Origin of the sequence: Maribacter sp. HS, from assembly GCF_048059195.1 — a bacterium.
In the GTDB taxonomy this organism is placed as follows: domain Bacteria; phylum Bacteroidota; class Bacteroidia; order Flavobacteriales; family Flavobacteriaceae; genus Maribacter; species Maribacter dokdonensis.
Window position 1 is genome coordinate 944826 of record NZ_JAYLVV010000002.1, and the last position, 22350, is coordinate 967175.

The 22350-nt window shown below is 36.7% G+C and carries 20 protein-coding genes; 14 read left to right on the plus strand and 6 right to left on the minus strand.

What is annotated here, in order from left to right:
• Positions 1 to 60 precede the first annotated feature (60 nt).
• The 4 genes from VBZ51_RS04135 to VBZ51_RS04150 all read left to right on the plus strand — a co-directional run bounded on the left by VBZ51_RS04135 (position 61) and on the right by VBZ51_RS04150 (position 3593).
• A complete protein-coding gene (locus VBZ51_RS04135) occupies positions 61 to 1335 on the plus strand; it encodes a serine hydrolase domain-containing protein (RefSeq protein ID WP_416576146.1) in 1275 nt (424 codons plus the stop codon).
• Between the two features lie 97 nt (positions 1336 to 1432).
• The gene (locus VBZ51_RS04140) at positions 1433 to 1762 is read left to right on the plus strand and encodes a hypothetical protein (RefSeq protein WP_058104140.1); all 330 of its coding nucleotides are present in this window, start codon (positions 1433 to 1435) and stop codon (positions 1760 to 1762) included.
• A 13-nt stretch (positions 1763 to 1775) separates the two neighbouring features.
• A complete protein-coding gene (locus VBZ51_RS04145; RefSeq protein ID WP_157490860.1) occupies positions 1776 to 2108 on the plus strand; it encodes a TerB family tellurite resistance protein in 333 nt (110 codons plus the stop codon).
• 165 nt (positions 2109 to 2273) lie between these two features.
• The gene (locus VBZ51_RS04150) at positions 2274 to 3593 is read left to right on the plus strand and encodes a TlpA family protein disulfide reductase (protein ID WP_416576147.1); all 1320 of its coding nucleotides are present in this window, start codon (positions 2274 to 2276) and stop codon (positions 3591 to 3593) included.
• Here the strand turns inward: VBZ51_RS04150 and VBZ51_RS04155 are convergent.
• Positions 3590 to 4249 carry a hypothetical protein gene (locus tag VBZ51_RS04155; protein ID WP_058104143.1) on the minus strand — a complete coding sequence of 220 codons (660 nt, stop codon included), beginning with the start codon at positions 4247 to 4249 and terminating at the stop codon, positions 3590 to 3592. The two genes, VBZ51_RS04150 and VBZ51_RS04155, sit on opposite strands and share 4 nt — an antisense overlap.
• An 88-nt stretch (positions 4250 to 4337) precedes the next feature.
• The gene (locus VBZ51_RS04160) at positions 4338 to 4697 is read right to left on the minus strand and encodes a YraN family protein (protein WP_286813211.1); all 360 of its coding nucleotides are present in this window, start codon (positions 4695 to 4697) and stop codon (positions 4338 to 4340) included.
• A gap of 187 nt (positions 4698 to 4884) precedes the next feature.
• Here VBZ51_RS04160 and VBZ51_RS04165 point away from each other — a divergent pair, with 187 nt between their 5' ends.
• Together VBZ51_RS04165 and VBZ51_RS04170 are read left to right on the plus strand one after the other, a co-directional pair.
• A complete protein-coding gene (locus tag VBZ51_RS04165; protein ID WP_210708506.1) occupies positions 4885 to 6378 on the plus strand; it encodes a DUF1800 domain-containing protein in 1494 nt (497 codons plus the stop codon).
• An 11-nt stretch (positions 6379 to 6389) separates the two neighbouring features.
• Positions 6390 to 8093 carry a DUF1501 domain-containing protein gene (locus VBZ51_RS04170; RefSeq protein WP_071341079.1) on the plus strand — a complete coding sequence of 568 codons (1704 nt, stop codon included), beginning with the start codon at positions 6390 to 6392 and terminating at the stop codon, positions 8091 to 8093.
• A 54-nt stretch (positions 8094 to 8147) separates the two neighbouring features.
• Here the strand turns inward: VBZ51_RS04170 and VBZ51_RS04175 are convergent, their stop codons facing one another.
• Positions 8148 to 8327 (minus strand): hypothetical protein, encoded by a 180-nt coding sequence (locus tag VBZ51_RS04175; RefSeq protein ID WP_074671451.1) that lies wholly within the window; start codon positions 8325 to 8327, stop codon positions 8148 to 8150.
• Positions 8328 to 8537: 210 nt separating this feature from the next.
• On the opposite strand from VBZ51_RS04175, the gene metG reads away from it, so the two are divergent.
• The 4 genes from metG to VBZ51_RS04195 all read left to right on the plus strand — a co-directional run bounded on the left by metG (position 8538) and on the right by VBZ51_RS04195 (position 14678).
• Complete coding sequence (gene metG, locus VBZ51_RS04180; protein ID WP_416576148.1) at positions 8538 to 10604, plus strand: methionine--tRNA ligase; 2067 nt, start codon at positions 8538 to 8540, stop codon at positions 10602 to 10604.
• A gap of 127 nt (positions 10605 to 10731) precedes the next feature.
• Entirely contained in the window at positions 10732 to 12855 is a 2124-nt protein-coding gene (locus VBZ51_RS04185) for a Tex family protein (RefSeq protein WP_416576149.1), read from the plus strand.
• A gap of 7 nt (positions 12856 to 12862) precedes the next feature.
• Positions 12863 to 13765, plus strand: coding sequence for a histone deacetylase (locus tag VBZ51_RS04190; RefSeq protein ID WP_416576150.1), 903 nt, complete (start codon positions 12863 to 12865; stop codon positions 13763 to 13765).
• A gap of 79 nt (positions 13766 to 13844) precedes the next feature.
• The gene (locus VBZ51_RS04195; protein ID WP_210708509.1) at positions 13845 to 14678 is read left to right on the plus strand and encodes a phosphatase PAP2 family protein; all 834 of its coding nucleotides are present in this window, start codon (positions 13845 to 13847) and stop codon (positions 14676 to 14678) included.
• Here the strand turns inward: VBZ51_RS04195 and recQ are convergent.
• From recQ to VBZ51_RS04210, 3 genes are all read right to left on the minus strand, one after another.
• Complete coding sequence (gene recQ, locus VBZ51_RS04200) at positions 14675 to 16759, minus strand: DNA helicase RecQ (protein ID WP_416576151.1); 2085 nt, start codon at positions 16757 to 16759, stop codon at positions 14675 to 14677. The genes VBZ51_RS04195 and recQ overlap by 4 nt on opposite strands.
• A 182-nt stretch (positions 16760 to 16941) precedes the next feature.
• On the minus strand, positions 16942 to 17274 hold the full coding sequence (locus VBZ51_RS04205) for a single-stranded DNA-binding protein (protein ID WP_058104152.1): 333 nt from the start codon (positions 17272 to 17274) through the stop codon (positions 16942 to 16944).
• Positions 17275 to 17461: 187 nt separating this feature from the next.
• On the minus strand, positions 17462 to 18148 hold the full coding sequence (locus VBZ51_RS04210) for a GNAT family N-acetyltransferase (RefSeq protein ID WP_416576152.1): 687 nt from the start codon (positions 18146 to 18148) through the stop codon (positions 17462 to 17464).
• A 269-nt stretch (positions 18149 to 18417) separates the two neighbouring features.
• Here VBZ51_RS04210 and VBZ51_RS04215 point away from each other — a divergent pair, with 269 nt between their 5' ends.
• The 4 genes from VBZ51_RS04215 (at position 18418) to VBZ51_RS04230 (ending at position 22348) form a co-directional block, all read left to right on the plus strand.
• Positions 18418 to 19896 (plus strand): ATP-binding protein, encoded by a 1479-nt coding sequence (locus VBZ51_RS04215; RefSeq protein WP_416576153.1) that lies wholly within the window; start codon positions 18418 to 18420, stop codon positions 19894 to 19896.
• A gap of 173 nt (positions 19897 to 20069) precedes the next feature.
• A complete protein-coding gene (locus VBZ51_RS04220; protein ID WP_058104158.1) occupies positions 20070 to 20279 on the plus strand; it encodes a CDGSH iron-sulfur domain-containing protein in 210 nt (69 codons plus the stop codon).
• Positions 20280 to 20300: 21 nt separating this feature from the next.
• The gene (locus VBZ51_RS04225) at positions 20301 to 21188 is read left to right on the plus strand and encodes a sugar phosphate isomerase/epimerase family protein (RefSeq protein WP_416576154.1); all 888 of its coding nucleotides are present in this window, start codon (positions 20301 to 20303) and stop codon (positions 21186 to 21188) included.
• On the plus strand, positions 21185 to 22348 hold the full coding sequence (locus tag VBZ51_RS04230; protein WP_071341067.1) for a mandelate racemase/muconate lactonizing enzyme family protein: 1164 nt from the start codon (positions 21185 to 21187) through the stop codon (positions 22346 to 22348). The genes VBZ51_RS04225 and VBZ51_RS04230 overlap by 4 nt, the downstream gene beginning before the upstream one ends.
• Positions 22349 to 22350: the final 2 nt, after the last annotated feature.

Consider the following 22350-nt stretch of genomic DNA (forward strand, 5'->3'; position numbering starts at 1 on the left):
AATTAATTGCCAAGTGTATAATTTTATACCTTTAACTGTTTCACCACCAATGTACTGTTCATGAAAAAAGTTCTACTCCCACTTCTCGCCTTATTGATTGTTTGCTCTTGTAAAGAAGAACCTAAGGGCAAAGCACCTGAGAAAGTTATAATCCATAACAAAATAATTACCACTACTGCAAAAGCAAGAATAGACTCGGTACTCAACGCTTTCGTACAATCTGGAAATATTGCCGGTGCTTCTGCACTCATTTTTGAAAATGGAGAAGAGGTATATTATAATGCTTTTGGTTATGCCGATATCGCATTAGAAAAACCAATGCAAAGAAATACTATAGTTCAAATATACTCCATGACCAAGCCAATTACGGGTACGGCTCTAATGACTTTATTTGAGCAGGGAAAATTCAAACTAGATGACCCTTTATCAAAGTACATTCCCGAGTTTGAAAATATGACCGTGTATGCTGGTGTAGATGAAAATGGCAAAATGAAAACCGAACCACTTAAGAGAGAAATTTCAATTAGAGATCTAACCAGGCATACCGCTGGTTTTCCCAACAGGGACGACATTCCTGGTCTAAGCAAGTTATTTCGCAAGGCAGATGCTATGAATAGAGAAAATACACTTACTCAAATGGCGGAAAAAATGGCAAAAGTACCTTTATGGTTTCAGCCAGGTGCACAATGGGAATATGGTCCCAGTGTAGATGTACAAGCTTTATTGGTAGAAAGAATTTCAGGAATCCCCTACGGTGAATACGTACAACAACATGTATTATCTCCTTTAAAAATGGATGAAACCAGATATTTCGTACCTAAAAAAGATAGAGATAGATTCTCAAAATTATATATTAGAAAAGGTGAAGGTGAGTTAGTTAAAGATACTACAACCTATAGTAATTATACGGCACATTGGCCACTTACACGTGGTGGCTCTGGACTTACCTCAACCTTAGATGATTATATGCGTTTTGCACAAATGCTAGTCCATCAAGGAAGTTTAGATAGCGTACAGGTATTACAACCAGAAACGGTAAAACTTATGGCTACCAACCACTTGCCTGATAGTGTTACCAAACGTTCTTGGTTGCCCAGCAAAGGTCAGGTTGGTTTTGGCATTGACTTTGCCGTTAGGGTGGCACCACCAAAAACGCCAGAAGAAAATAACGGTGTGGTTGGCGAATTTTATTGGGACGGTGCAGCGTCTACCTTATTTTGGGTAGACCCCGTAAATCAATTAACGGCTGTATTGTTCGTACAACTTTTTCCTTATGACCAGATAGGGTTACATAAGCAATTTAGAGATGCAGTATATGGTCCTTACCCCTTTTAAGTTAATATAGCCTCCATAATATTAGTGAATAACTAGTAGTTAAAGTCAATAAGATATCCTCTTGTTTTTCTTATCTTTCAGCTCCAAAAAAAAGCACATGGAGTTTGAAGATTTTGTAAAAGCGGCCTTTGTAAAAATGATTTATGAGGTTATAGAGGCAGACGGTAAAATTCACCCCGCGGAATTAGAAACCTTAAACAAACTAAAGGACATTATCGGTTTTGATAATAAATTTTTAGAACGTGCAAAGAAATTGGACTATGACAATGCCTTAATAACCCTTTATAATTTGCCTCATGACCAAAAGAAAGCTTTGGCCCAAATTTTAGATGAGGTTGCTATCTCAGACGGTGCCATTCATAAAAAAGAAATGGATCTAATCATAGAAACATTTATAAATATAGGCTTAGGCGAAGAAACGGAATAACTAAAGGTATGGTATGATGAATTATACAAAGGAAGAAAAGCTAGCTGTGGTAAAAATGGTTGACTATGTTATTTTAGCCGATAGCAAGGTTGCTCCTGCAGAAATGCAATTTCTTACCCAACTAATGGATCGCTTTACTTTTGACAGTTTCTTTATAGGTCAAGCCCGTAATTTAAATAAAGATTTAGCCTATAAGATTTTAAGTGCAATGTCCCTGCCCAAAAAAAAGGCTCTTGCCCAACTCTTAGATGAAGTTGCATTATCAGATGGCTTTGTACATGAAAAAGAAATACTAAAAATTTCAGAGGCTCTTGGCCACATGGAAATTGAAAAAGAATTATCATAACCTTTTCAAAATTAAAGCTTTCAATTGCGGGTCTATTAGTACTTTTATACCGTGAATATTAAAATCTTCACTTCGTCAATGACCAAAACAATACCTTTTAAATCAACATCTTTATTTACAGGTGCTAACAAGGTAATTGGTATAATAATTGTTTTTTAATTCAGCATGAGAGTATTTTTACGTTTTTGCATCTTTTTTATTACCATTAGTATACAAGCGCAAGGTTCTATAAGCGGCAATTTTTCCCCGGCAAAAGATTTTAAATGGCTTATTGCCTATGAGCTCACCCCCAATGGTGAACGCTACAGTAAAGACACCGCTGTTAAAGACGGTGCATTTACCTTAGAAATGCCCGTGACCGCACAGGCAGGCATGTACAGACTAGTTTATGCAGTACCACAAGATGAGTTTTATATTGATATCATCTATGATAAAAAAGAAGAGGTAAAATTCAATTTTGACCTTCAAGATGGGCTGACCATAACCAACTCAATAGAAAATAAATGGTACAATGAATATTTTTCAAAAATAACAACTGCACAAGACCGTTTATTGGAATATTATGAACTAGGCAAAGATTCAAAAAAAGAATACATGGCCATTCTTAAAGAGTTACAAACACTACAAGATACATACGAGGAGAACCATGCCAATACAATTGCTCATAAATTTATAAAGGCCAACCGTAGTTATTTGCCCACGGAATATGAGAATCTAGAAACCTTCCTGAAAAATAAAAAACATCATCATTTTAATCATTTAACTATCAATGATCCTATACTACAGGGCTCTAATTTTTTGACCGATAAATTTGCCAGTTACGTTTTCTCAGCATTACCGGTGAATATTACCACCAAAGAACAATTAATTACAGAAGTCATTAAAAATGTAAATGTTACCGCTTCTAAGATTGCGAATACATCTACAGGTTTTCAAGTAAGATCATTTCACCAATTATGGAATATTGCAGATGCCAACGGTATGGCAGAAGTTCAAGATTACATTTTTAAAAATTATTTAAAAAAAGCAGCAATAGCTAACAATGACCAAAAACTTGTAGATGAACTAGAAATGGCTTCACGATTAAGAATTGGTGCAATATCCCCCAACATAACCTGGGAAATCAATGGTAAGAAGAAATCACTTTCAACCATTGACCCAGCAGAAAACTACTTACTTATTTTTTGGAGCAGCACATGTTCTCACTGTCTAAAAGAACTACCTACACTTCATAAAGAACTTAAAGAATATGAAGATTTAAAGGTAATAGCCGTTGGTTTAGAGGACGATGCCATAAATTGGAAAAAAGTATCTGCCACATTACCTGCATTTAACCACGCCATTGCTTTAGGCAAATGGGAAAGTGATTATGCCAAAACCTTTGGTATTCAAAGTACACCAACCTATTTTATCTTGGATAGCGAAAAACGATTTTTAGCTAAACCAGAATCTGATAAAGAGGTGGTTGAATTTCTAGAAAATTAAAGAGATTTTAAATCCTTAATAGTTTTGAATGCCATATCTACTTGTTCGTCATTAACAAGAATAGTGAACTCATTGGTTGTAGAAATTACTTCATAAAGTACAATGCCTTCCCAAGCCAAGCGCTGAAAAATAAAATAATAAATTCCGGGTACCGAAACATTTTCAGCAGGTAATTTTACCGTTATGGAAGAAAGTTCCTCTGCTTTTTGTGTACATTTTTCATCCTTAAAAAGCTTTTCAACCGTTTTGTCCATCACATTGCTAATAACAATGTTTATTTCGTTAACACCACGGCTAGAGGTATAGAATACATCTTGGTTATCGTTGATCTCTTCAAGAAGCTTAGCTTGGTGCACCAATATTTTGTCCGATGCCAAAAAAGTATAATCGGTCAAAGAAGACCTTACGGTAATCTCACCAATATTCTTTAATACTTTAAGAATTTTGTGGGTTGCTCTAAATTCTAGGTCATCGGACAAGCGTTTTAGTGCCATTACAATTGCACCATTACGAATATCCTTACCTAATTCATGCTCAATTTCTGGTTTTACTATTCTAGATAGCGATGTAAGATTGATGATTCCCTGAGCAAGAGCACTTTGCAAAAATGGTTTTTTCTTGATGTACTCTTCAACGACTGACGATATTGTTTTCATTTTTATAACTGGTTGTTGTGCAAATATAACAACTTGTTATAAATAAAACAAAATGTTTTTATATAAATCTACTAATTAAGTAGATTATTCAAAAATGAAAGAATGCAGATTCTATATGTTCAAGTTGAAATTGTTTGGTATTTTTAAGGATGGTAATAATATCAAATCGAACCTCAACATCCATATTATTCTCGTTAACATAATGGTCAGCTGCCATGACCAATAGTTTTATTTTTTTCGGTGTAACCGTTTCAGCAATATTCTCTAGAAAATCTGAGCTTCTTGATCGGACTTCAACAATGGCCAGCACATCATCCTTTCTAGCGATAATGTCTATTTCCGCCTTTAAGTACCTATAATTTTTGTAGCAAATGACATACCCATTCTTTATAAGGAAGTCTACCGCTAATTGTTCTCCTTCCTTTCCAAATTCGTTATGTTTTCCCATGTAGTAGTGCTCAAATTGTGCAATTCATCGAAAATATAGGAATTTTGACGCCATTATAAGGATAATTCTCGTTATTTGATTCCAGATTATCGAAAATAGATAGTTTTAAATACTATACCAAATTTCGAAACGTTTAGCATAGAAGCCCCAACTCTACGAACGTAATACAAATGCCTATTTTAAGACTATGGAATATTTCATTAATTGTAATACTTCTACTCTTGCTCCGTATACAGCTAATTTAGACCAGCTTAGAGCATCTCATTTATATAGACGATTAGGGTTTAGCGCCTCTGTCGCCACTATAGACCAAGCCACGGGACAAAATGCCGGCACCTTGGTTGATCAGTTGATTGATGAAGCGTTGAGTATGCCCACAATAACTGCTCCTACCTGGGCAACATGGACCAATGCTAATTATCCTGAAGATAGTGACGCTAGCAATCAATTAAAGAGAGAACAAAAGAACGAGTTTCAGCTAGCATATGCCAATAGCTTGTTGAACAATAATTTAAGAGATAGGTTAAGCTTTTTTTGGAGTAACCATTTTGTTACGGAATTAGAGGTGTATAACTGCAACTCCTATTTATATGAATATATAGAATGTTTACAAAGAAACTCAATAGGTAATTTTAGAACCTTTACCAGAGAAATAGGGCTTACAAATGCCATGTTGTATTACCTAGATGGTGTATATAACAATGGTAACAACCCCAATGAGAATTATGCAAGGGAGTTGTATGAGCTCTTTACTTTAGGTGAGGGCAACGCTTATACGGAAGAAGATATTATTGAAACTGCCAAGGCTTTGAGCGGTTATGTAGAACGTGGTGAAATTGGTTGTTCTCCAGTAGCCTTTGATGCTACCAAGCACGATGCCGGTAGTAAAACCATTTTGGGCCAAACAGGTAATTGGGGCTATGATGATGTCATCAATATTCTTTTTGAGCAAAGGGCTCCTGAAATAGCCGAATTTATTTGTAGAAAACTATACGAATTCTTTGTTCACCCAGACTCTAGGGATGATGCCAATAACGCACAAGTTATAATCGATGGCATGGCAGCTACTTTAGTCTCCAATGATTTTGAATTAGCACCGGTTCTAAGACTTTTATTCAAGAGTCAACATTTTTTTGATGATGAAGCTATTGGGGTTATTATAAAGAGCCCTGTAGATTTCTATTTTAACACGCTCAACGAATCTGGTTTTGCTTATACCGATACCAATGTAGCCGAAATGGTAAATTATAGCGCATTGCTAAGTCAAGAGATTTTTGAACCATTTGATGTTGCCGGTTGGCAAAGAGACCGATCTTGGATCAACACTAATTTTATGATCGGGAGATGGCTTACCATAGAGAGTATTTTAGAGAATTTCTACATGGCCGATAATGAACAATTTAGGTCTTTTGGTTTAGAAATATCCGGTAATGCAGGCTTAACCAGTTCTAACCCAGATGAAGTTGCAAGGCTAATAATCGATTTTATTCTCTCCAAAGGACTTTTAAATGAAGATGAATATGCCAAAGCGTTTACAATTTTCAGGAGTGATGTTGAAGATGTGTATTATGAAGGTGGCAACCAAGAATCTTGGACCTTGGCCACTTGGCCACAAGCACCTTTTCAAGTATATCTACTTTTTCAATATTTAGCGAGACAACCTGAGTTTCAATTAAAATAACACCTACACCTATGTGCAATACACACCATACCCCATTTAAAGGCCTACATCACGAAGGTCATGATGAAGAACATAAAACATGGAGCAGACGCTCTTTTTTACAAGCAATGGGCATTGCGGGATCAGGCTCAATGATGTTAGGTTCCAACATGCTATCAGCTTCTGCCCCTTCTGCATTGTCTGCAGGTATATCAGCAGCAGAAACAGATAATATTCTTATACTCATTCGCTTATCTGGTGGCAATGACGGGCTAAGCACCGTTATTCCCATTGAACAATATGATAGTTACGCAAATGCAAGACCCAACATATATATACCAGAAAGTAAAGTACTTAAATTGACCGATGAATTTGGTGTTCCTTCCTATATGAATTCCATTGCCCCAATGTGGGATCAAGGTCAGTTTAAAGCTGTTCATGGTGTAGGATATGAAGGTCAAAGTTTATCACACTTTACAGGTTCAGATATTTTTGCCAATACAGACATAGAAACTACGGGTTTTAGTGGACTAAATACTGGTTGGATGGGCAGGCACTTTGAAAGTATTTACCCAGATTATTTAGTAAATCCGCCAGCAGCACCTGCTGCCATTCAAATTGGACAATTCGGTAGTTTGGTCTTTCAAGGGGACGAAACCAATTATGCCTTTGTCACCTCAAATGTGGATCAATTAGAAGAAATAGCCGAATCTGGTGTAGTTTATGGTCTAGAAGATACTTTGTTCAACAATTGTATGTACGGTGATCAATTAAAGTTCTTAAGAGGTGTTGCCAATACAACCTATGAATATTCAGGAATTATTCACGACGCTTACACACGTGGACAAAACCAAGTTGAATATCAAGATAATAGTTTTGCCCGCCAACTGGCTCTTATAGCAAGATTGATCAAAGGTAATCTGGGTACTAAGGTTTATATGATTTCTATGGGAGGATTTGATACCCATGGCAATCAACCACAGGCACATGCACGTTTAATGACCAACTTATCTGTAGCCGTAAATAACTTCTATGAAGATATTGCATTTACTCAACAAGATGATAAAGTATTGAGCATGACTTTTTCTGAATTTGGTAGACGTATTTTCGAGAATGGTTCTAATGGTACCGACCACGGTAAGGCCACACCAACATTGTTCTTTGGATCAGGCTTAAACGGTAGTGCTTTTGTAGGTGACCATCCCACTTTAGATGACCCGGACGGAAGAGGTAATTTAGAATATACAATGGATTTTAGAGATCTGTACGCCACGGTATTAGCAGAGTGGCTATGCGTTGACATTCCATTGGTAGAGGCACATTTATTGAATTACAAACCCTATGTTCCGGTAGATTTAGGTTTTAGTTGTAGTGGAGAACCATTTCCAGATATAGCTTACAGTGATGGTGAAGTTACACCACCGGTACCGCCAGGGGAAGAGGCCGAAACACCTATAACTCCAGACTTATTGAATGCTGTGGTACATAAACCATTCTACCCAACGGATCAGACACCACATATCTACCTAGAAATGCCATTTTCTGCACACGTAGATATTCAACTTTATAATATTTTAGGACAGAAAGTAGGCACCGTTTTCAACGAAATGATGTTAGAAGGTTCTACAGAAATAAATATACGAGAGCGCATGCCCGAACAGTTATCTACAGGTAAATACATCTATAGAATCAATGTACAGAATCAAAAGATGAGTAAATCTGTTATGGTAGCCTAGTTTGTTTCCCACAAATGAAAAAGCCCTATTTGCAACATGTAAATAGGGCTTTTTTTATGTAAGTTTAGAATTGTTCATCTTAGATTCAAATCTTAATTCTTTAATAACCCTATGGTTTTTGTTCTTGTGAACCAAAGCCACATTCTTAATGTTTTTCTCAACGCTCTTTCCTTCTATATCTAACTTTTCTAAACTTTTATCTAGCTTTAGTTTTTTTGAATCACCAACTGCCATAGCTTATATATTTTAGTTAAAAAATAAGTTTTTTCTTACAATAGAACTTTTTTTTATTCGTTTTAGTATATTTTTCAGTAACCTCCCTAATATTTACTTCACTTACCAATCCTATATTGACTATAGTTTCATTAGGACGATAACTTCAATTGCTCGGATATTAGTAATTCTCCCAGCAAATTCAGTATTTTTGTGGCTTAATTTATTTTGATGTCCGATATTAAATCACCCTCTAGATATACGATTACTGCAGCACTACCTTACACAAATGGTCCAATTCATATTGGTCATTTGGCCGGTGTTTATGTGCCTGCAGATATTTACGCCCGTTACTTAAGATCAATAGGTAAAGATGTCGCCTTTGTTTGCGGTAGCGATGAACATGGTGTTGCCATTTCAATGAAAGCTAAAAAAGAAGGCGTTACCCCAAAAGATATTATTGACAAATACCACGCAATAATTAAGCAATCGTTTATGGATTTTGGTATTACGTTCGATAATTATTCTAGAACCTCCGCTCCCGTTCATCACAAAACAGCATCGGATTTCTTTACGACACTCTACAAGAAAGGAGACTTCATAGAGGAAACTACAGCCCAATTATATGATGAGGAAGCCCAGCAATTTTTAGCTGATCGTTTTGTAATAGGTACGTGTCCAAAGTGTGGAAATGAAGAGGCATACGGTGATCAGTGTGAAAATTGTGGGTCAAGTTTAAATGCGACGGATTTAATAAATCCGAAGTCGACCATTACCGGAACAGTACCAACCACCAAGGAAACAAAACACTGGTTCTTACCATTGGACAGATATGAGGATTTTCTTAAAGATTGGATATTAAAAGGACATAAGGACGATTGGAAACCAAATGTTTACGGTCAATGCAAATCTTGGATCGATGGAGGCTTAGAGCCAAGAGCTGTCACCAGGGATTTAGACTGGGGTATACCGGTACCTGTTGAAGGCGGAGAAGGAAAAGTATTATACGTATGGTTTGATGCCCCGATCGGATATATTTCATCTACCAAAGAATGGGCTGCTCGTGAAGGCAAAGACTGGGAACCATATTGGAAAGATAAAGACACTAAATTGGTGCACTTTATAGGTAAGGATAATATTGTTTTTCACTGTATTATTTTCCCATCCATGCTAAAGGCAGAAGGAAGCTATATTTTACCGGAAAATGTACCGGCAAACGAGTTCTTGAACTTAGAAGGAAACAAGCTTTCTACATCTAAAAATTGGGCGGTTTGGTTGCATGAATACTTAGTTGATTTTCCAGAAATGCAAGATTCGCTACGTTATACACTTACAGCAAACGCACCGGAAACAAAGGATAATGATTTTACCTGGAAAGATTTTCAAGCACGCAACAACAATGAATTAGTTGCCATTTTAGGTAATTTCATTAACAGGGTAGTTGTACTGACCAACAAATATTATGATGGCAAAATACCAGCTACAGGTAGTTTAACCAACGTTGATGCAGAGACACTTGAGCAATTATCAAAATACCCTGAAATCATTTCAACTTCTATTGAGCGTTACCGTTTTAGAGAAGCTGGTCAAGAATTAATGAACCTTGCCCGTTTGGGGAATAAATATTTAGCCGATGAAGAACCATGGAAGGTCATTAAGGTAGATGAAGAACGCGTAAAAACAATTATGAACGTGGCTTTACAAATAGCTGCAGGTTTAGCTGTTTTAAGTGAGCCATTTTTACCGTTTACTGCTAGCAAATTAAAAAACATTTTAAATACCGATGCCAACCTTAACTGGAACGATATTTCTAATAAAGAAGCATCATTACAGCCAGAACATCAAATAAATAAAGGAGAATTACTTTTTAGAAAAATTGAGGATGCTGAAATACAAACTCAGTTAGATAAATTAGAAGCGACCAAAAAAGCGAACGAGAACGAAAACAAACAAGTAATGCCACAAAAAGATACGATTACCTTTGATGATTTTTCTAAATTGGATATGCGTGTAGGTACCATTATCGAAGCTGAGAAAATGGCGAAGGCCAAAAAGCTTTTAGTACTTAAAGTTGATACCGGATTAGATGTTAGAACCATAGTTTCCGGTATTGCAGAAAGCTTTAAACCAGAAGAAATAATTGGTAAAAAGGTAACTGTTTTAGTCAATCTGGCACCAAGAGCACTGCGCGGTGTTGATAGCGAAGGTATGATTTTGATGACAGAAAACGCCGATGGAAAATTAGTGTTCGTTAACCCAGATGAAGATGGAGTTGGTAATGGATTGACCATTAATTAAACCAAACAGAATATATCATTAAAAGCTTTGGTTAATCACCAAAGCTTTTTGTTTTTAGATAAATAGGTCTACACCTTGATTTCAATACCTAATAATGGGTATTTTTAAAAGTTCTAAACGATTTTACATGCAATTACTGCCCTTTATACTTAAACACACCCAACTGCCCGAAAAAGGAATACAGAATACCATTGAGCTTTTAAATGCCGATTGCACCATCCCTTTTATATCAAGATACCGTAAAGAAAAAACCGGCAATTTAGATGAAGTCCAAGTGGGAGCCATAGTTCAATTCAAGGAACAATTTGAAGCGCTTGAAAAACGTAAAAAAGCAATTATAAGGGCAGTTGATGAGCAAGGCGTACTTACAACGGAACTACAACAAAAATTTGAGCGCGCGGAAGATCTCACCCAATTAGAAGATCTTTATTTACCTTTCAAAAAAAGCAAAAAAACAAAAGCCGAAGTTGCCCGTAAAAACGGACTAGAGCCTTTGGCAAAAATCATTATGGCGCAACGTAATGATGATATTGAGTTTACGGCATCTAAATACCTTAGCAATACTATTGAAAATGAAGATGATGCTTTAGAAGGTGCGCGCCATATTATTTCTGAGTGGATCAATGAAAGAACAGATATTAGAGCGTCTATCAGATCTCAATTAGCAAGATTTGCCATTATTAGCACCAAAGTGATTGGCACAAAAAAAGATGATGAAAAGGCGCAGAAATTCCGTGATTATTTTGATTGGAGCGAGCCTTTGAACAAATGTCCGTCACACAGATTATTAGCCATACTTCGCGCCGAATCGGAAAAATTCATTCGGGTTAAAATTGAATTGGATGATGAACGATTATTAGACCGAATAGAAAACAGAATTATAAAAACAAATAATGCCTGTGCCCAACAAATTGAAATGTCTTTGACAGATGCCTATAAGAGATTATTGTTTCCTTCTTTATCCAACGAACTTTTAAAAGTGGCAAAGGAAAAAGCAGACGATGATGCCATTGCTGTATTTTCCAATAATCTTAGACAATTATTATTGGGCGCTCCTTTGGGAGAAAAACGTATACTTGCCATTGATCCCGGCTTTAGAACGGGCTGCAAAGTGGTTTGTTTAGATGCCCAAGGTAATTTGCTACACAATGAAACCATATACCCACATGCACCACAAAACGATGTTGGCGGAGCTATCAAAAAATTAAGCTCATTGGCAAATGCTTATAAAATTGAGGCTATTGCCATTGGCAACGGCACAGCATCAAGAGAAACAGAACAAGTTGTAAAGAAAGTACTATTCAACAATCCCGTTGAAGTTTTTGTAGTGAGCGAAGCTGGTGCCTCTATCTATTCCGCATCTAAAATTGCGCGAGAAGAGTTTCCAGATTACGATGTTACCGTACGTGGCGCCGTTTCTATTGGTAGGCGTTTGGCTGATCCACTTGCGGAACTGGTAAAAATAGACCCTAAATCTATTGGTGTAGGGCAATACCAACATGATGTAGACCAAAACAAGCTAAAAACTTCGTTAGATACGGTAGTTGAAAGTTGTGTAAATTCCGTCGGCGTAAATATCAATACTGCCAGTGTTCCACTATTAAGTTATGTATCTGGTATTGGTCCTAAATTAGCGGAGAATATTGTAAGCCAAAGAAAGGAAAAAGGAGCTTTTAAAAGCCGAAAAGATATTATGGATGTTCCTCGTTTAGGTAGCAAAGCGTTTGAACAAGGGGCGGCATTTCTACGTATTAAAGATGCTGAAAATCCGCTTGACGATTCTGCCGTTCACCCAGAGAGTTACGGTATCGTAAAACAAATGGCAAAAGATAAAGGAACCGAAATTCTTTCCTTGATTGGCAACAAAACGCTCCTTAAAGACATAGACCTACAAAAATATTGCACCGCTGAAGTTGGACTCCCTACCCTGGAGGATATACGTTCAGAATTGGAAAAGCCCGGACTGGACCGCAGGGAAAAGGCAAAAGTATTCACCTTTGACCAAACTATTAAATCGATCACCGATCTACACAGTGGGCAATTACTACCAGGTATTGTCAACAACATTACCAACTTTGGGTGTTTTGTGGATATAGGTATTAAGGAAAGCGGATTGATCCATGTTTCAAATCTTTCGGACAGCTTCGTTAAAGATGTTAACGAGCATGTTCATTTACACCAACAAATTATTGTAAAGGTATTAGATGTTGATGTTTCAAGAAAACGAATTCAATTGAAGCTTCACAAATAGAAATGTAATGCTAAAAATAGCCTATCATCCTATTTACAAACATCCATTGCCAGAAGGGCACCGGTTTCCAATGCTAAAATATGAACTGCTACCACAGCAACTTATTCATGAAGGCACATGTACCGAGGCTAATTTCTTTGAGCCAGAAATACCAAATGACAAGCATATTGTAGCGGTACACGATCCTGAGTATTTCTATGATTTATTGAACATTATGATTTCGCCAAAAATGGCACGAAAAATAGGTTTTCCGCTATCAGAAGAACTGGTAGAACGAGAACGTATTATTGCCGATGGCACCATAAAAGGCTGTGAATATGCATTAAAAAATGGCATTGCCATGAATATTGCCGGTGGCACCCACCATGCTTATAGCGACCATGGTGAAGCCTTTTGCATGCTGAACGATCAGGCTATTGGCGCAAGATATTTACTGAATAAAGGGCTGGCGAAAAAAATTCTCATTGTTGATCTGGATGTGCACCAAGGCAACGGAACGGCAGAAATATTTCAAAATAATGAATCGGTTTTTACGTTCTCCATGCATGGAGCCGGTAACTACCCGTTCAAAAAAGAAGAATCTGACCTTGATATTGCCCTACCTAAAGGAACCAACGACGAGACCTATCTTTCTATTTTAAAGAAAGAATTACCTCAACTAATTGAAAATATACAACCAGATTTTATCTTTTATCTATGTGGGGTAGACATTCTTGAAAGTGACAAATTAGGAACTTTAGGTTTGACTTTGGAAGGATGCAGAAAACGGGACGAGTTCGTTCTAAGCACCTGCCATAGACTAAAAATACCCGTGCAATGCAGCATGGGTGGTGGTTATTCTCCAGATATCAAGATTATTGTAAATGCCCATGCAAATACATTTAGAATAGCACAGCGTCTATATTTTTAATGTCTTTTCAATAGTAATAGGATCAAACATTGTTCTAATTTCACTATATTCTAAACGACCAACCCATTAAATTTGCACCATGAAAAAATTATTGATCCTTTTAGGCTTTATTTTATGTATTTCATTAAGTGCGCAAGAAACCAGTAAAGATTCTGTTGAAACAAGATGGAATATGTTCAAGTATGATATTGCCACCATGTTTCAAGGTGTGGGATATTCTTATACAAGACCTCTACATTGGGAAGGAAATCAATGGGCTCAATTTGGTGCGGTCGTTGGCGGTACAGCTTTGGTATATTTAGCAGATGATGATACCTCTAGGTTTATTAGAAATAACAGGGAAGGAGTACCGCAAGTAATTCGTGATTACGGAGAATTTTATGGTAGCCCGTCAAACAACTACATGGCAACTTCTGGTGTTTATGCAGTGGGATTAATAACCAAGAACGAAAAACTAAGAAGAACCGGTGTGCTACTGATATCCTCAGCCACCTCTGCCGGATTATTACAGCAGGTCTTAAAATCGGTCGTGGGCAGAGCAAGACCGCTCGCCGATCTAGGTAAGGATACCTTTGATCCATTTAACTCCAGCAGAAATTTCCATTCTTTTCCATCTGGACATGCCCTACTTGCATTTACGAATGCATATGCCATAGGTAAGCAATTTAAGAGTCCATGGGTAAAAGCAGGAATTTATACCCTAGGAGCAATACCTGGTATTTCACGTGTTTGGGACGGTCAACATTGGTTGAGCGATATGGTCTTTGCTTTTGCCATAAGTATTGCAACAGTAGAATCCATAGACAGATATTTGGACAAAAAATATGACCAAAAGTACAACGACCAAAAGAAGTTGGTCAGTTGGAACTTAAATTTTGGTCCAGGCACTATGGGTGTGACCGTTAATTTCTAAGCATCTAACATATACAACGCAAACTTAATTTTCCAATAAGGCACCTTTTCTTCAAAGTATTCAAAATAATCTTTCAACCCTGTAGCATCGGTTAATTCTGATTTGGCTTTTTCTATTTGTGCTATTTCTTTAGCATCAACAAACTGATCTAAATCTAGCTCCTCACCTTCGGCATGTTTTTTCATTAAATGTCCGTAAATGGTGTTTTCAGATAGGTTTCTTTGCGTGGCTATCTCAGAAACCGATAATCCGTCAGAAAACAATTCAAAAGTTTGATTGTGAGTTTTCTTTTTAGATTTTTTAGTGCCTACATGCTTTTTAATTTCCTGCAAAAACACATCTGCATACTTCTCCAATTTCGCCTGCCCTACTCCGGATACCTCCATAAATTCCGTTTCGTTCTTAGGTAACTTGGCTTCCATATCTTTTAAACTGGCGTCACCGAAAACTACATAAGCAGGTACATTCTGTTCTGTTGCGATCTGTTGCCTTAGCAATCGTAGTTTTTCGAATAAATCGGTTTTCTTCACTTTTGATTTGGATGGTGCCTTTTTCTTTTCTACGGCTTTTTGTAAAACGGCCAATTGTATTTTTTTACCGGAAAACAAAACTTCGTTTGCCAAAGGTGTTAACCCAATCCTAGCCCCTTCCCTAAAGTTGATTTCCAAAATACCTTGGTTCAACATTTGAATTACATACTGCTGTAAATCTAACCATGCAACATCTGTTACGGCACCATAGGTTTTTATATGCTGATATCCCTTCTCTAATACCTGTGCGTTTTTTGCCCCTCTTAAAACATCAATCACCATACCCATAGGCTCACGCTCCTTTAGTCTGGCAACTCCGGAACATACTTTTTGAGCCAATACCGTTGCATCAAAATAAGCAGGCGGTGCGGTACATATATCACAATTACCACAACCTTGGGTAACTTGTTCTCCAAAATAGTTCAACAATGCAATCCTACGGCAACTTAAGGCTTCGGCAAACTGTTGCATGCGCTCTAATTTAGCATATTCAACATCTGAATTTTCACCTTGGGTTATAAACCTTCGTAATTGCGCTACATCTGCAAAACTATAGAACAACAAGGCATGTGCTGGCAGTCCGTCCCTACCACCACGACCAATCTCTTGATAATAGCCTTCTATATTTTTAGGTAAATTATAATGTATGACCCAACGCACATTACTTTTGTCTATACCCATACCAAATGCAATGGTGGCAGCAATGATCGGTACTTTGTCCGTAATAAATTCTTCTTGCACCAATGATCGCTCTTCTGAAGACATACCTGCATGGTAAGCTTTGGCCTTAAAACCCGCATTGCGCAATTTCTCTGCAATAGCCTCGGTACTTTTACGGCTAAGGCAATAGATAATACCGCTTTCAAAAGGACGCTCCTCTAAAAATTCTAATATATGCTTTATTCTATCTTGGGCAGGTTTTACATCCAAATACAGGTTAGGTCTATTAAAAGAAGCTAAATGGCGATTGGCGTTCGGAATACTTAATTGATCAACAATGTCATCTTGTGTAGTTTTATCGGCAGTTGCCGTAAGAGCCATAAAAGGAATATTAGAAAACCTTCTTTTCAATCCGCCGAGCTGAGTATAAGCCGGTCTAAAATCATGTCCCCATGAAGAGATACAATGTGCCTCATCAACTGCGAAAAGACTTATTTTTAAGTTCCCGAGAATGTTATTAAAGAAGCCTAAACTTTCAGGAGCAACGTAAAATAGTTTCAACTCTCCTCTCTCTAACTTCCCTAAAATTTCTTGTTGTGTTTCTACAGACTGGGAGCTGTTGTAGTACTCTGCAGCTATACCGTTAGCTTTAAGCACATCTACCTGATCTTTCATTAACGCTATAAGTGGTGAAATCACAATAGCGGTTCCTTCAAGTGCCAGAGCCGTTAATTGATAGCAAAGGGATTTACCACCACCTGTTGGCATTATCGCCAATACATCTTTTTGTTGCAATGCATCTTCAATAATTGATAATTGATTCGGTTTAAAGGAATCATAACCAAAATATTTCTTTAATAAGGGAAGTAACTCTTGCTCTTGTGTCATCATGTTTTGCAAAAATAAGAAGTTTGAATACCATAAAGGTCTTTGGACTGTATTAAGACTTGCATTCATCTACATTTATAATGCCGATTTAATGGTGCCAAGTGAACTTTACACATAATTAACTCCTAATATTCAGATGTGTGTCAACCCGTTTTTAGCACAGTCCAAAGACCTGATACTCATTATTACTTTCCTAACATCAACAGTTCATTACATCTAACTTCGGTAATATATCTTTTATCACCTTCTTTGGTTTCATAAGAGCGATGGGTTAACTTTCCCTCTATGGCAACCTGTTTGCCTTTTATCAAATAATTCTCTACGATTTCAGCAGTCTTACCCCACGCTACAATATTATGCCATTGGGTATCGTCTACTTTTTCTCCGTTTGCATTTTTGTAACTGTCTGTGGTAGCAATGGAAAATTTTGCCAATTTGTTACCTCCTTCCAAGTTTACAATTTCTGGGTCTTGCCCTAAATGTCCAATCAACTGTACTTTGTTCTTTAATGCGTTCATTTTACTAAAATTTAATGGTTTAACAGTTCATACTATCAAGCTACTATAGCCCAACACCGCAAACCTAGAACAGCATTGAAATTTTATTCGGTATGTAAACGTTTACTATCGTTTGTTGTCGTTTACATTCGTTTATAAACGTTTTTATTATTGATTTACAGTAATTAAAAATCACAGAGCAGTTATATTATTTTCTACGATATAACCACCAATTCATATCTCTAGTTAAAGTATATCCTAATTTTTCATACAGAGGTATTGCAGAGTTACCCTTATTGGTGTGAAGAATGGGCTTCTTATTCTCTTTTAGAATCTCCTTTGTTGTATGTGCAATTAGTTGTTTTGCAAGTCCTCGTCTCGTAAAATCCGGATGGGTGACAACGGCACTAACCTCAATAAAAAGATCTGTTTGCATTCGTTGACCTGTTATTGAAACCAATTTACCTTCCTTAAAAATACCGTAGTAATTACCCATTTCAAAAGTTCTTCTTCTGTAATATCCGGGCATTACCAACCAAACCAAATCATATATTTCATTGATATGTTCATCTCCCAATAAAACAATTTCCTCAGTGATAGAAACATCTGACAACTCATTCAGAACCATTTGACAACCATCTATTTTCTTTTCCAAAAAAACATTGGCACTATCAACTTTTGGAGTATTATTTTCTGATACAAAGAAAAAACTATCAGTAGTTTTAAGGTATTGGTTTGAAGCGGCAGTGGTTCTATCTTCATCAAAAAATGCACCAAAAGTGCACACTTCTTGATCATAAAATAATACTTCCTTATACTTAACCGCAAATTTTTTGTGTGTTTCATTTAAGGAATACCACACCGGATTTTTAAGTTGCTGTTCTAACGCTGTCATTATATAAATATAAACAGTACAATTTAAATCTTAGCTAACTATAAAATTACGACTAGTAAAGATTTTTGTTAAATAACTATCACTAACATGCTTTTTAATACTAAAACATGAACATTGTTTAATTAAATTAGCTTTTTTATCTATTTTAAACATAGAAATAAATAAACCAACCATTTTGAAAACCTATATTCTATATGTTCTGGAATAGTATAGGCAAGAAGTTACAATGAAAACTTCTTTTTGTATCACCTAATACACCTATTGCACTTATGAACGTTATTGATTATCAATATTTTGAAACTTTTATTTTTACGGCAATATTTGGTGTTTTTGCTATCTATCACATATTACTTTACATAATTCTAAGGTATAAGGCATTACTTTACTACTGTGTTATTTTAATAGGCTTAACCGCACATTTTACGCTCTATTTATTGCTATTCGATGCAGATAAGAGCTTTTCTCTACTAGTTCAAAATACATCGTTGATCACGGCTATGGTTACCACCTTTGGGTTTTTAATCTTTACAAGGAATTATCTTACCATAAACCAGTATAAGACACCAAGGTTAAACAAAACCTATAAATTTCTAATTGTAGCAACAATTGCCTTAACCATTATTCATATTCTTAACATCATTATCGCTGGCTACAATACCTTTAGCAAACTTCTAGAATTATTAGCCGCTTTTACCGCATTGGCAACCATGATATTAAATATCATCTCAGGAGTTAAATTATTTCATGCAGAAAAATTCAATAAATACTACCTCTATTCCTACACACCTTATCTTTTAGCCTCGATCTTATACGTAATTACCTGGTTGTTAAGTTATTTTTTCAATATCAAAACTGACTATATATTATTAATCACTTCAATTTTAATAACCTTACAGATCATACTTTTCTCCATATTAATGGGTTTCAAATTCAAATCTATTCAAGATGAAAATAAGAGAATACAGGTAGAGGCCAATAATAGATTAGAATTCGAAGTTGATTTACAAACCAAACAATTACAATTAGCCAAAAAGGAACTTGAAATTCAAAATAAAGAACTTGAAACGGTAAATAAATTAAAAAACAAACTATTCTCCTTGCTTACGCATGATGTAAGAGGGCCACTCAACAATGTTAGTACCTTAATTGAATTGATAGAAAATAAATTATCAGATAGTCCATTAAAGGAAATTACATCCAAATTAAAAAGTGATGTCAATGACAGGGTATCAATGATCAACACTTTGTTAGACTGGTCTTATAAACAACTAGAAGGCGTTAAGGTCCATAAAGAACAATGTGATTTAAATGCAATTTTCATTACTATCATAAAGGAATTTGAACGGGCTGCACTTGATAAAAACATAACCATAGAACAAGAGGTTTTATGTCCCGTTATTTACATAGACCAGAATATGTTAAAGGTTATGCTACGTAACCTTTTATCAAATGCTATAAAGTTCAGTGAACACGGTCAAAAAATTATGTTCTCTTCAAAATGTAACTCCGATACAATTGACATCATCGTTGAAGATTTTGGAACAGGTATGCAAGTAGATTGGTTCAATTCAAAAAACGAACATTGTCCCCAAACCAAAAAAGGCACCAAAGGTGAAGTCGGTACCGGTTTTGGGCTTTTGATTACAAAAGATTTTGCAGAAATGAATGGTGGAAAAATAATATGCGAAAGCGAAATCAACAAAGGCACTAAGTTCACCCTAAGTTTTGAGAACATTTTACCAGATTAAGATACCTTACAAAGCATTGATGTATAGGCTCACCCTACAATACAAAGTAACATAAACCTTCTCAAAAGCTATTGTGGCTTAAAAGAGTACTGTTTTACAAACCAGTTCCAATTATCTTCTTAAAAGAATCATTTTTTTCCTAACTTAAAAATTCTAAAATCAACAACTTAAAAATGGAAGAAAACAAATCAAATGACCAATGCGTCACCACTATTATTGTAGCCAACAACGGTCCTTTAAAAGTTAAAGGAAACCTAGAAATACAATTGGCCTCAGGTGAAATTGTAACTAAAGAAGGTACCACAGGTTTTTGTCGTTGTGGCGCATCTGAAAACAAACCGTTTTGCGATGGTGCCCATAGAAAAATAGAATTTATAGGATAATCAAAACAAATCTGCCTAGCCATGGAATTAGCCATACATAATTGGATGCGTGCCGAGACTTTAGAACACACACTCAATAGGATCAACAAATTAGATTACACGCATATAGAAATACAAGGAACCCCAGAGAATTACGATATTAAAAAAGCTCAGTTACTTTTAGACCTCTACGGAATTAAATGTTGGGGATCTGTAACACTTATGTTAGAACAACGTAATTTACTTGCTAAAGATCCCGCGCAACGGAAAATGTCTATACAATACGTAAAAGATGTTGCCAAAATGGTATATGAATTGGGCGGTAAAGTCATTTCTTTAGTGCCGGCAACCGTAGGCAAAATTGTCCCCGATGCCAGACCTGAAGAAGAATGGGAATGGGCGGTAGAAGGCATTAAAGAAATTTATAAATATACCGAAGACCACGGTTTACAAATAGGCATTGAGCCCATTAACCGTTTTGAGACCTATTTTATCAACAGGGGCGAACAGGCATTGGCACTTGCAGAAGCCGTTGGCCCTAATTGCGGTGTTTGCCTAGATACATTTCATATGAATTTAGAGGAGGTCAATATATTTGACACCATTAAAAAAGTAGGCAAGCGTTTGGTAAATTTTCACGTTGCCGATAATAATAGAATGGCACCGGGCATGGGGCACCTCAACTGGACTAAAATCATAAATACGTTAAAAGAGATTGAATATGACAAGGTGCTATCAGTAGAATTTTGTTCCCCGTTAGATAGAACACCTGCCAATCCGTATCCGAATTCCATAGAAACAAATCCTGAGGGACTCACTGCAGAACAAAAGAAATTCTTGGAAGACCACGGTAGCTCAGCCGTTACCGATGAGTTTTACACTATGCTGACCAAAAAATCCATAGACACCCTAAAAGAGCTTATTAAATGAAAATCACCAATATAGAAGCGTTTTGGTTACGCTGCCCAATACCCAAAGAAAAACAACATTTTTCAGATTATGGTCTATTGACAAATTTTGATATGACCTTGGTAGTCGTAACGACCGATACTGGGTTACAAGGTTTTGGCGAAGCAAAGGCAGCTGTAGGTTCTTCCGGGTCTTGTGCCTCAATTGTCAGCTGCATAGAAAACGAACTAAAACCACAATTAATAGGTAAGGATGCCCGAAATATCTCCCGTATTTGGGAACACGTATACAACGGCACACGAGATCATTATTCCCTATCACGAGGTCGTAAATTTCCCATTTTAGGAAGAAGGGGATTGACCATTTCTGCCATGAGCGGAATAGACACCGCACTGTGGGACATTAAAGGAAAGGCTTTAAAAGCTCCTGTGGTAGAATTGTTGGGTGGTAGCTGTCGCGATAAAATGCCAGCATACGCCAGTGGTGGTTGGGCAAAAGCCGATGCTATTGGCGAACAACTGTTGGGGTATACCCAAAAAGGGTTTAGCGGTGTAAAAATGCGTGTTGGTATTATGGATCAAACCGTTGCCGAAAGTGTAAAAAGAGTTCAAGCAGCACGTGAAGCCTTGCCCGATCACATAAAGTTAATGACCGATGCCCATGGTACTTTTAGCGTACCCGAAGCCAAGCAGTTTACAAAGGGGGTAGAAGACTGCAACTTATATTGGTTTGAAGAACCTATTAGTCCAGATAATAAAATAGGTACCGCGGAAGTTCGCGCAAATACCTTTATACCCATTGCCGCTGGTGAAAGTGAGTACACCGCTTTTGATGTTCGCGATTTAATAGCCGAACGTGCATTGGATGTGTTACAACCAGATTGCGCCATAATTGGCGGTATTACAGAAGCCATGCGGGTTTCACAATTGGCACATACCTATCAACTGGAATTGGCTCCGCATTGTTGGGGATCAGCATTTTCATTTATGGCGGGACTTTCGGTGGCATTCGCTTCCCCTTCTGCCAATGTAATAGAGTTTTCCTTGGGCGGCAACCCTATGATGTATGATTTGGTAGAGGAACAAATTACGGTGGATAATGAAGGTATGCTCAATGCACCCACCAAACCCGGACTCGGTTTAACCCCTAATTGGGATTTTGTAAAAGACTTTAAACAATAAAC

Bases quoted from the DNA above. Each gene is read 5' to 3' on its own strand.
- VBZ51_RS04195 (WP_210708509.1), top strand. From the start codon at position 13,845: ATGAAAAAATTATTGATCCTTTTAGGCTTTATTTTATGTATTTCATTA.
- metG (WP_416576148.1), top strand. From the start codon at position 8,538: ATGTCCGATATTAAATCACCCTCTAGATATACGATTACTGCAGCACTA.
- VBZ51_RS04165 (WP_210708506.1), top strand. From the start codon at position 4,885: ATGGAATATTTCATTAATTGTAATACTTCTACTCTTGCTCCGTATACA.
- recQ (WP_416576151.1), bottom strand. From the start codon at position 16,759: ATGATGACACAAGAGCAAGAGTTACTTCCCTTATTAAAGAAATATTTT.
- VBZ51_RS04210 (WP_416576152.1), bottom strand. From the start codon at position 18,148: ATGACAGCGTTAGAACAGCAACTTAAAAATCCGGTGTGGTATTCCTTA.
- VBZ51_RS04215 (WP_416576153.1), top strand. From the start codon at position 18,418: ATGAACGTTATTGATTATCAATATTTTGAAACTTTTATTTTTACGGCA.
- VBZ51_RS04135 (WP_416576146.1), top strand. From the start codon at position 61: ATGAAAAAAGTTCTACTCCCACTTCTCGCCTTATTGATTGTTTGCTCT.
- VBZ51_RS04225 (WP_416576154.1), top strand. From the start codon at position 20,301: ATGGAATTAGCCATACATAATTGGATGCGTGCCGAGACTTTAGAACAC.
- VBZ51_RS04190 (WP_416576150.1), top strand. From the start codon at position 12,863: ATGCTAAAAATAGCCTATCATCCTATTTACAAACATCCATTGCCAGAA.
- VBZ51_RS04185 (WP_416576149.1), top strand. From the start codon at position 10,732: ATGCAATTACTGCCCTTTATACTTAAACACACCCAACTGCCCGAAAAA.
- VBZ51_RS04170 (WP_071341079.1), top strand. From the start codon at position 6,390: ATGTGCAATACACACCATACCCCATTTAAAGGCCTACATCACGAAGGT.
- VBZ51_RS04145 (WP_157490860.1), top strand. From the start codon at position 1,776: ATGATGAATTATACAAAGGAAGAAAAGCTAGCTGTGGTAAAAATGGTT.
- VBZ51_RS04175 (WP_074671451.1), bottom strand. From the start codon at position 8,327: ATGGCAGTTGGTGATTCAAAAAAACTAAAGCTAGATAAAAGTTTAGAA.
- VBZ51_RS04205 (WP_058104152.1), bottom strand. From the start codon at position 17,274: ATGAACGCATTAAAGAACAAAGTACAGTTGATTGGACATTTAGGGCAA.
- VBZ51_RS04160 (WP_286813211.1), bottom strand. From the start codon at position 4,697: ATGGGAAAACATAACGAATTTGGAAAGGAAGGAGAACAATTAGCGGTA.
- VBZ51_RS04220 (WP_058104158.1), top strand. From the start codon at position 20,070: ATGGAAGAAAACAAATCAAATGACCAATGCGTCACCACTATTATTGTA.
- VBZ51_RS04140 (WP_058104140.1), top strand. From the start codon at position 1,433: ATGGAGTTTGAAGATTTTGTAAAAGCGGCCTTTGTAAAAATGATTTAT.
- VBZ51_RS04150 (WP_416576147.1), top strand. From the start codon at position 2,274: ATGAGAGTATTTTTACGTTTTTGCATCTTTTTTATTACCATTAGTATA.
- VBZ51_RS04230 (WP_071341067.1), top strand. From the start codon at position 21,185: ATGAAAATCACCAATATAGAAGCGTTTTGGTTACGCTGCCCAATACCC.
- VBZ51_RS04155 (WP_058104143.1), bottom strand. From the start codon at position 4,249: ATGAAAACAATATCGTCAGTCGTTGAAGAGTACATCAAGAAAAAACCA.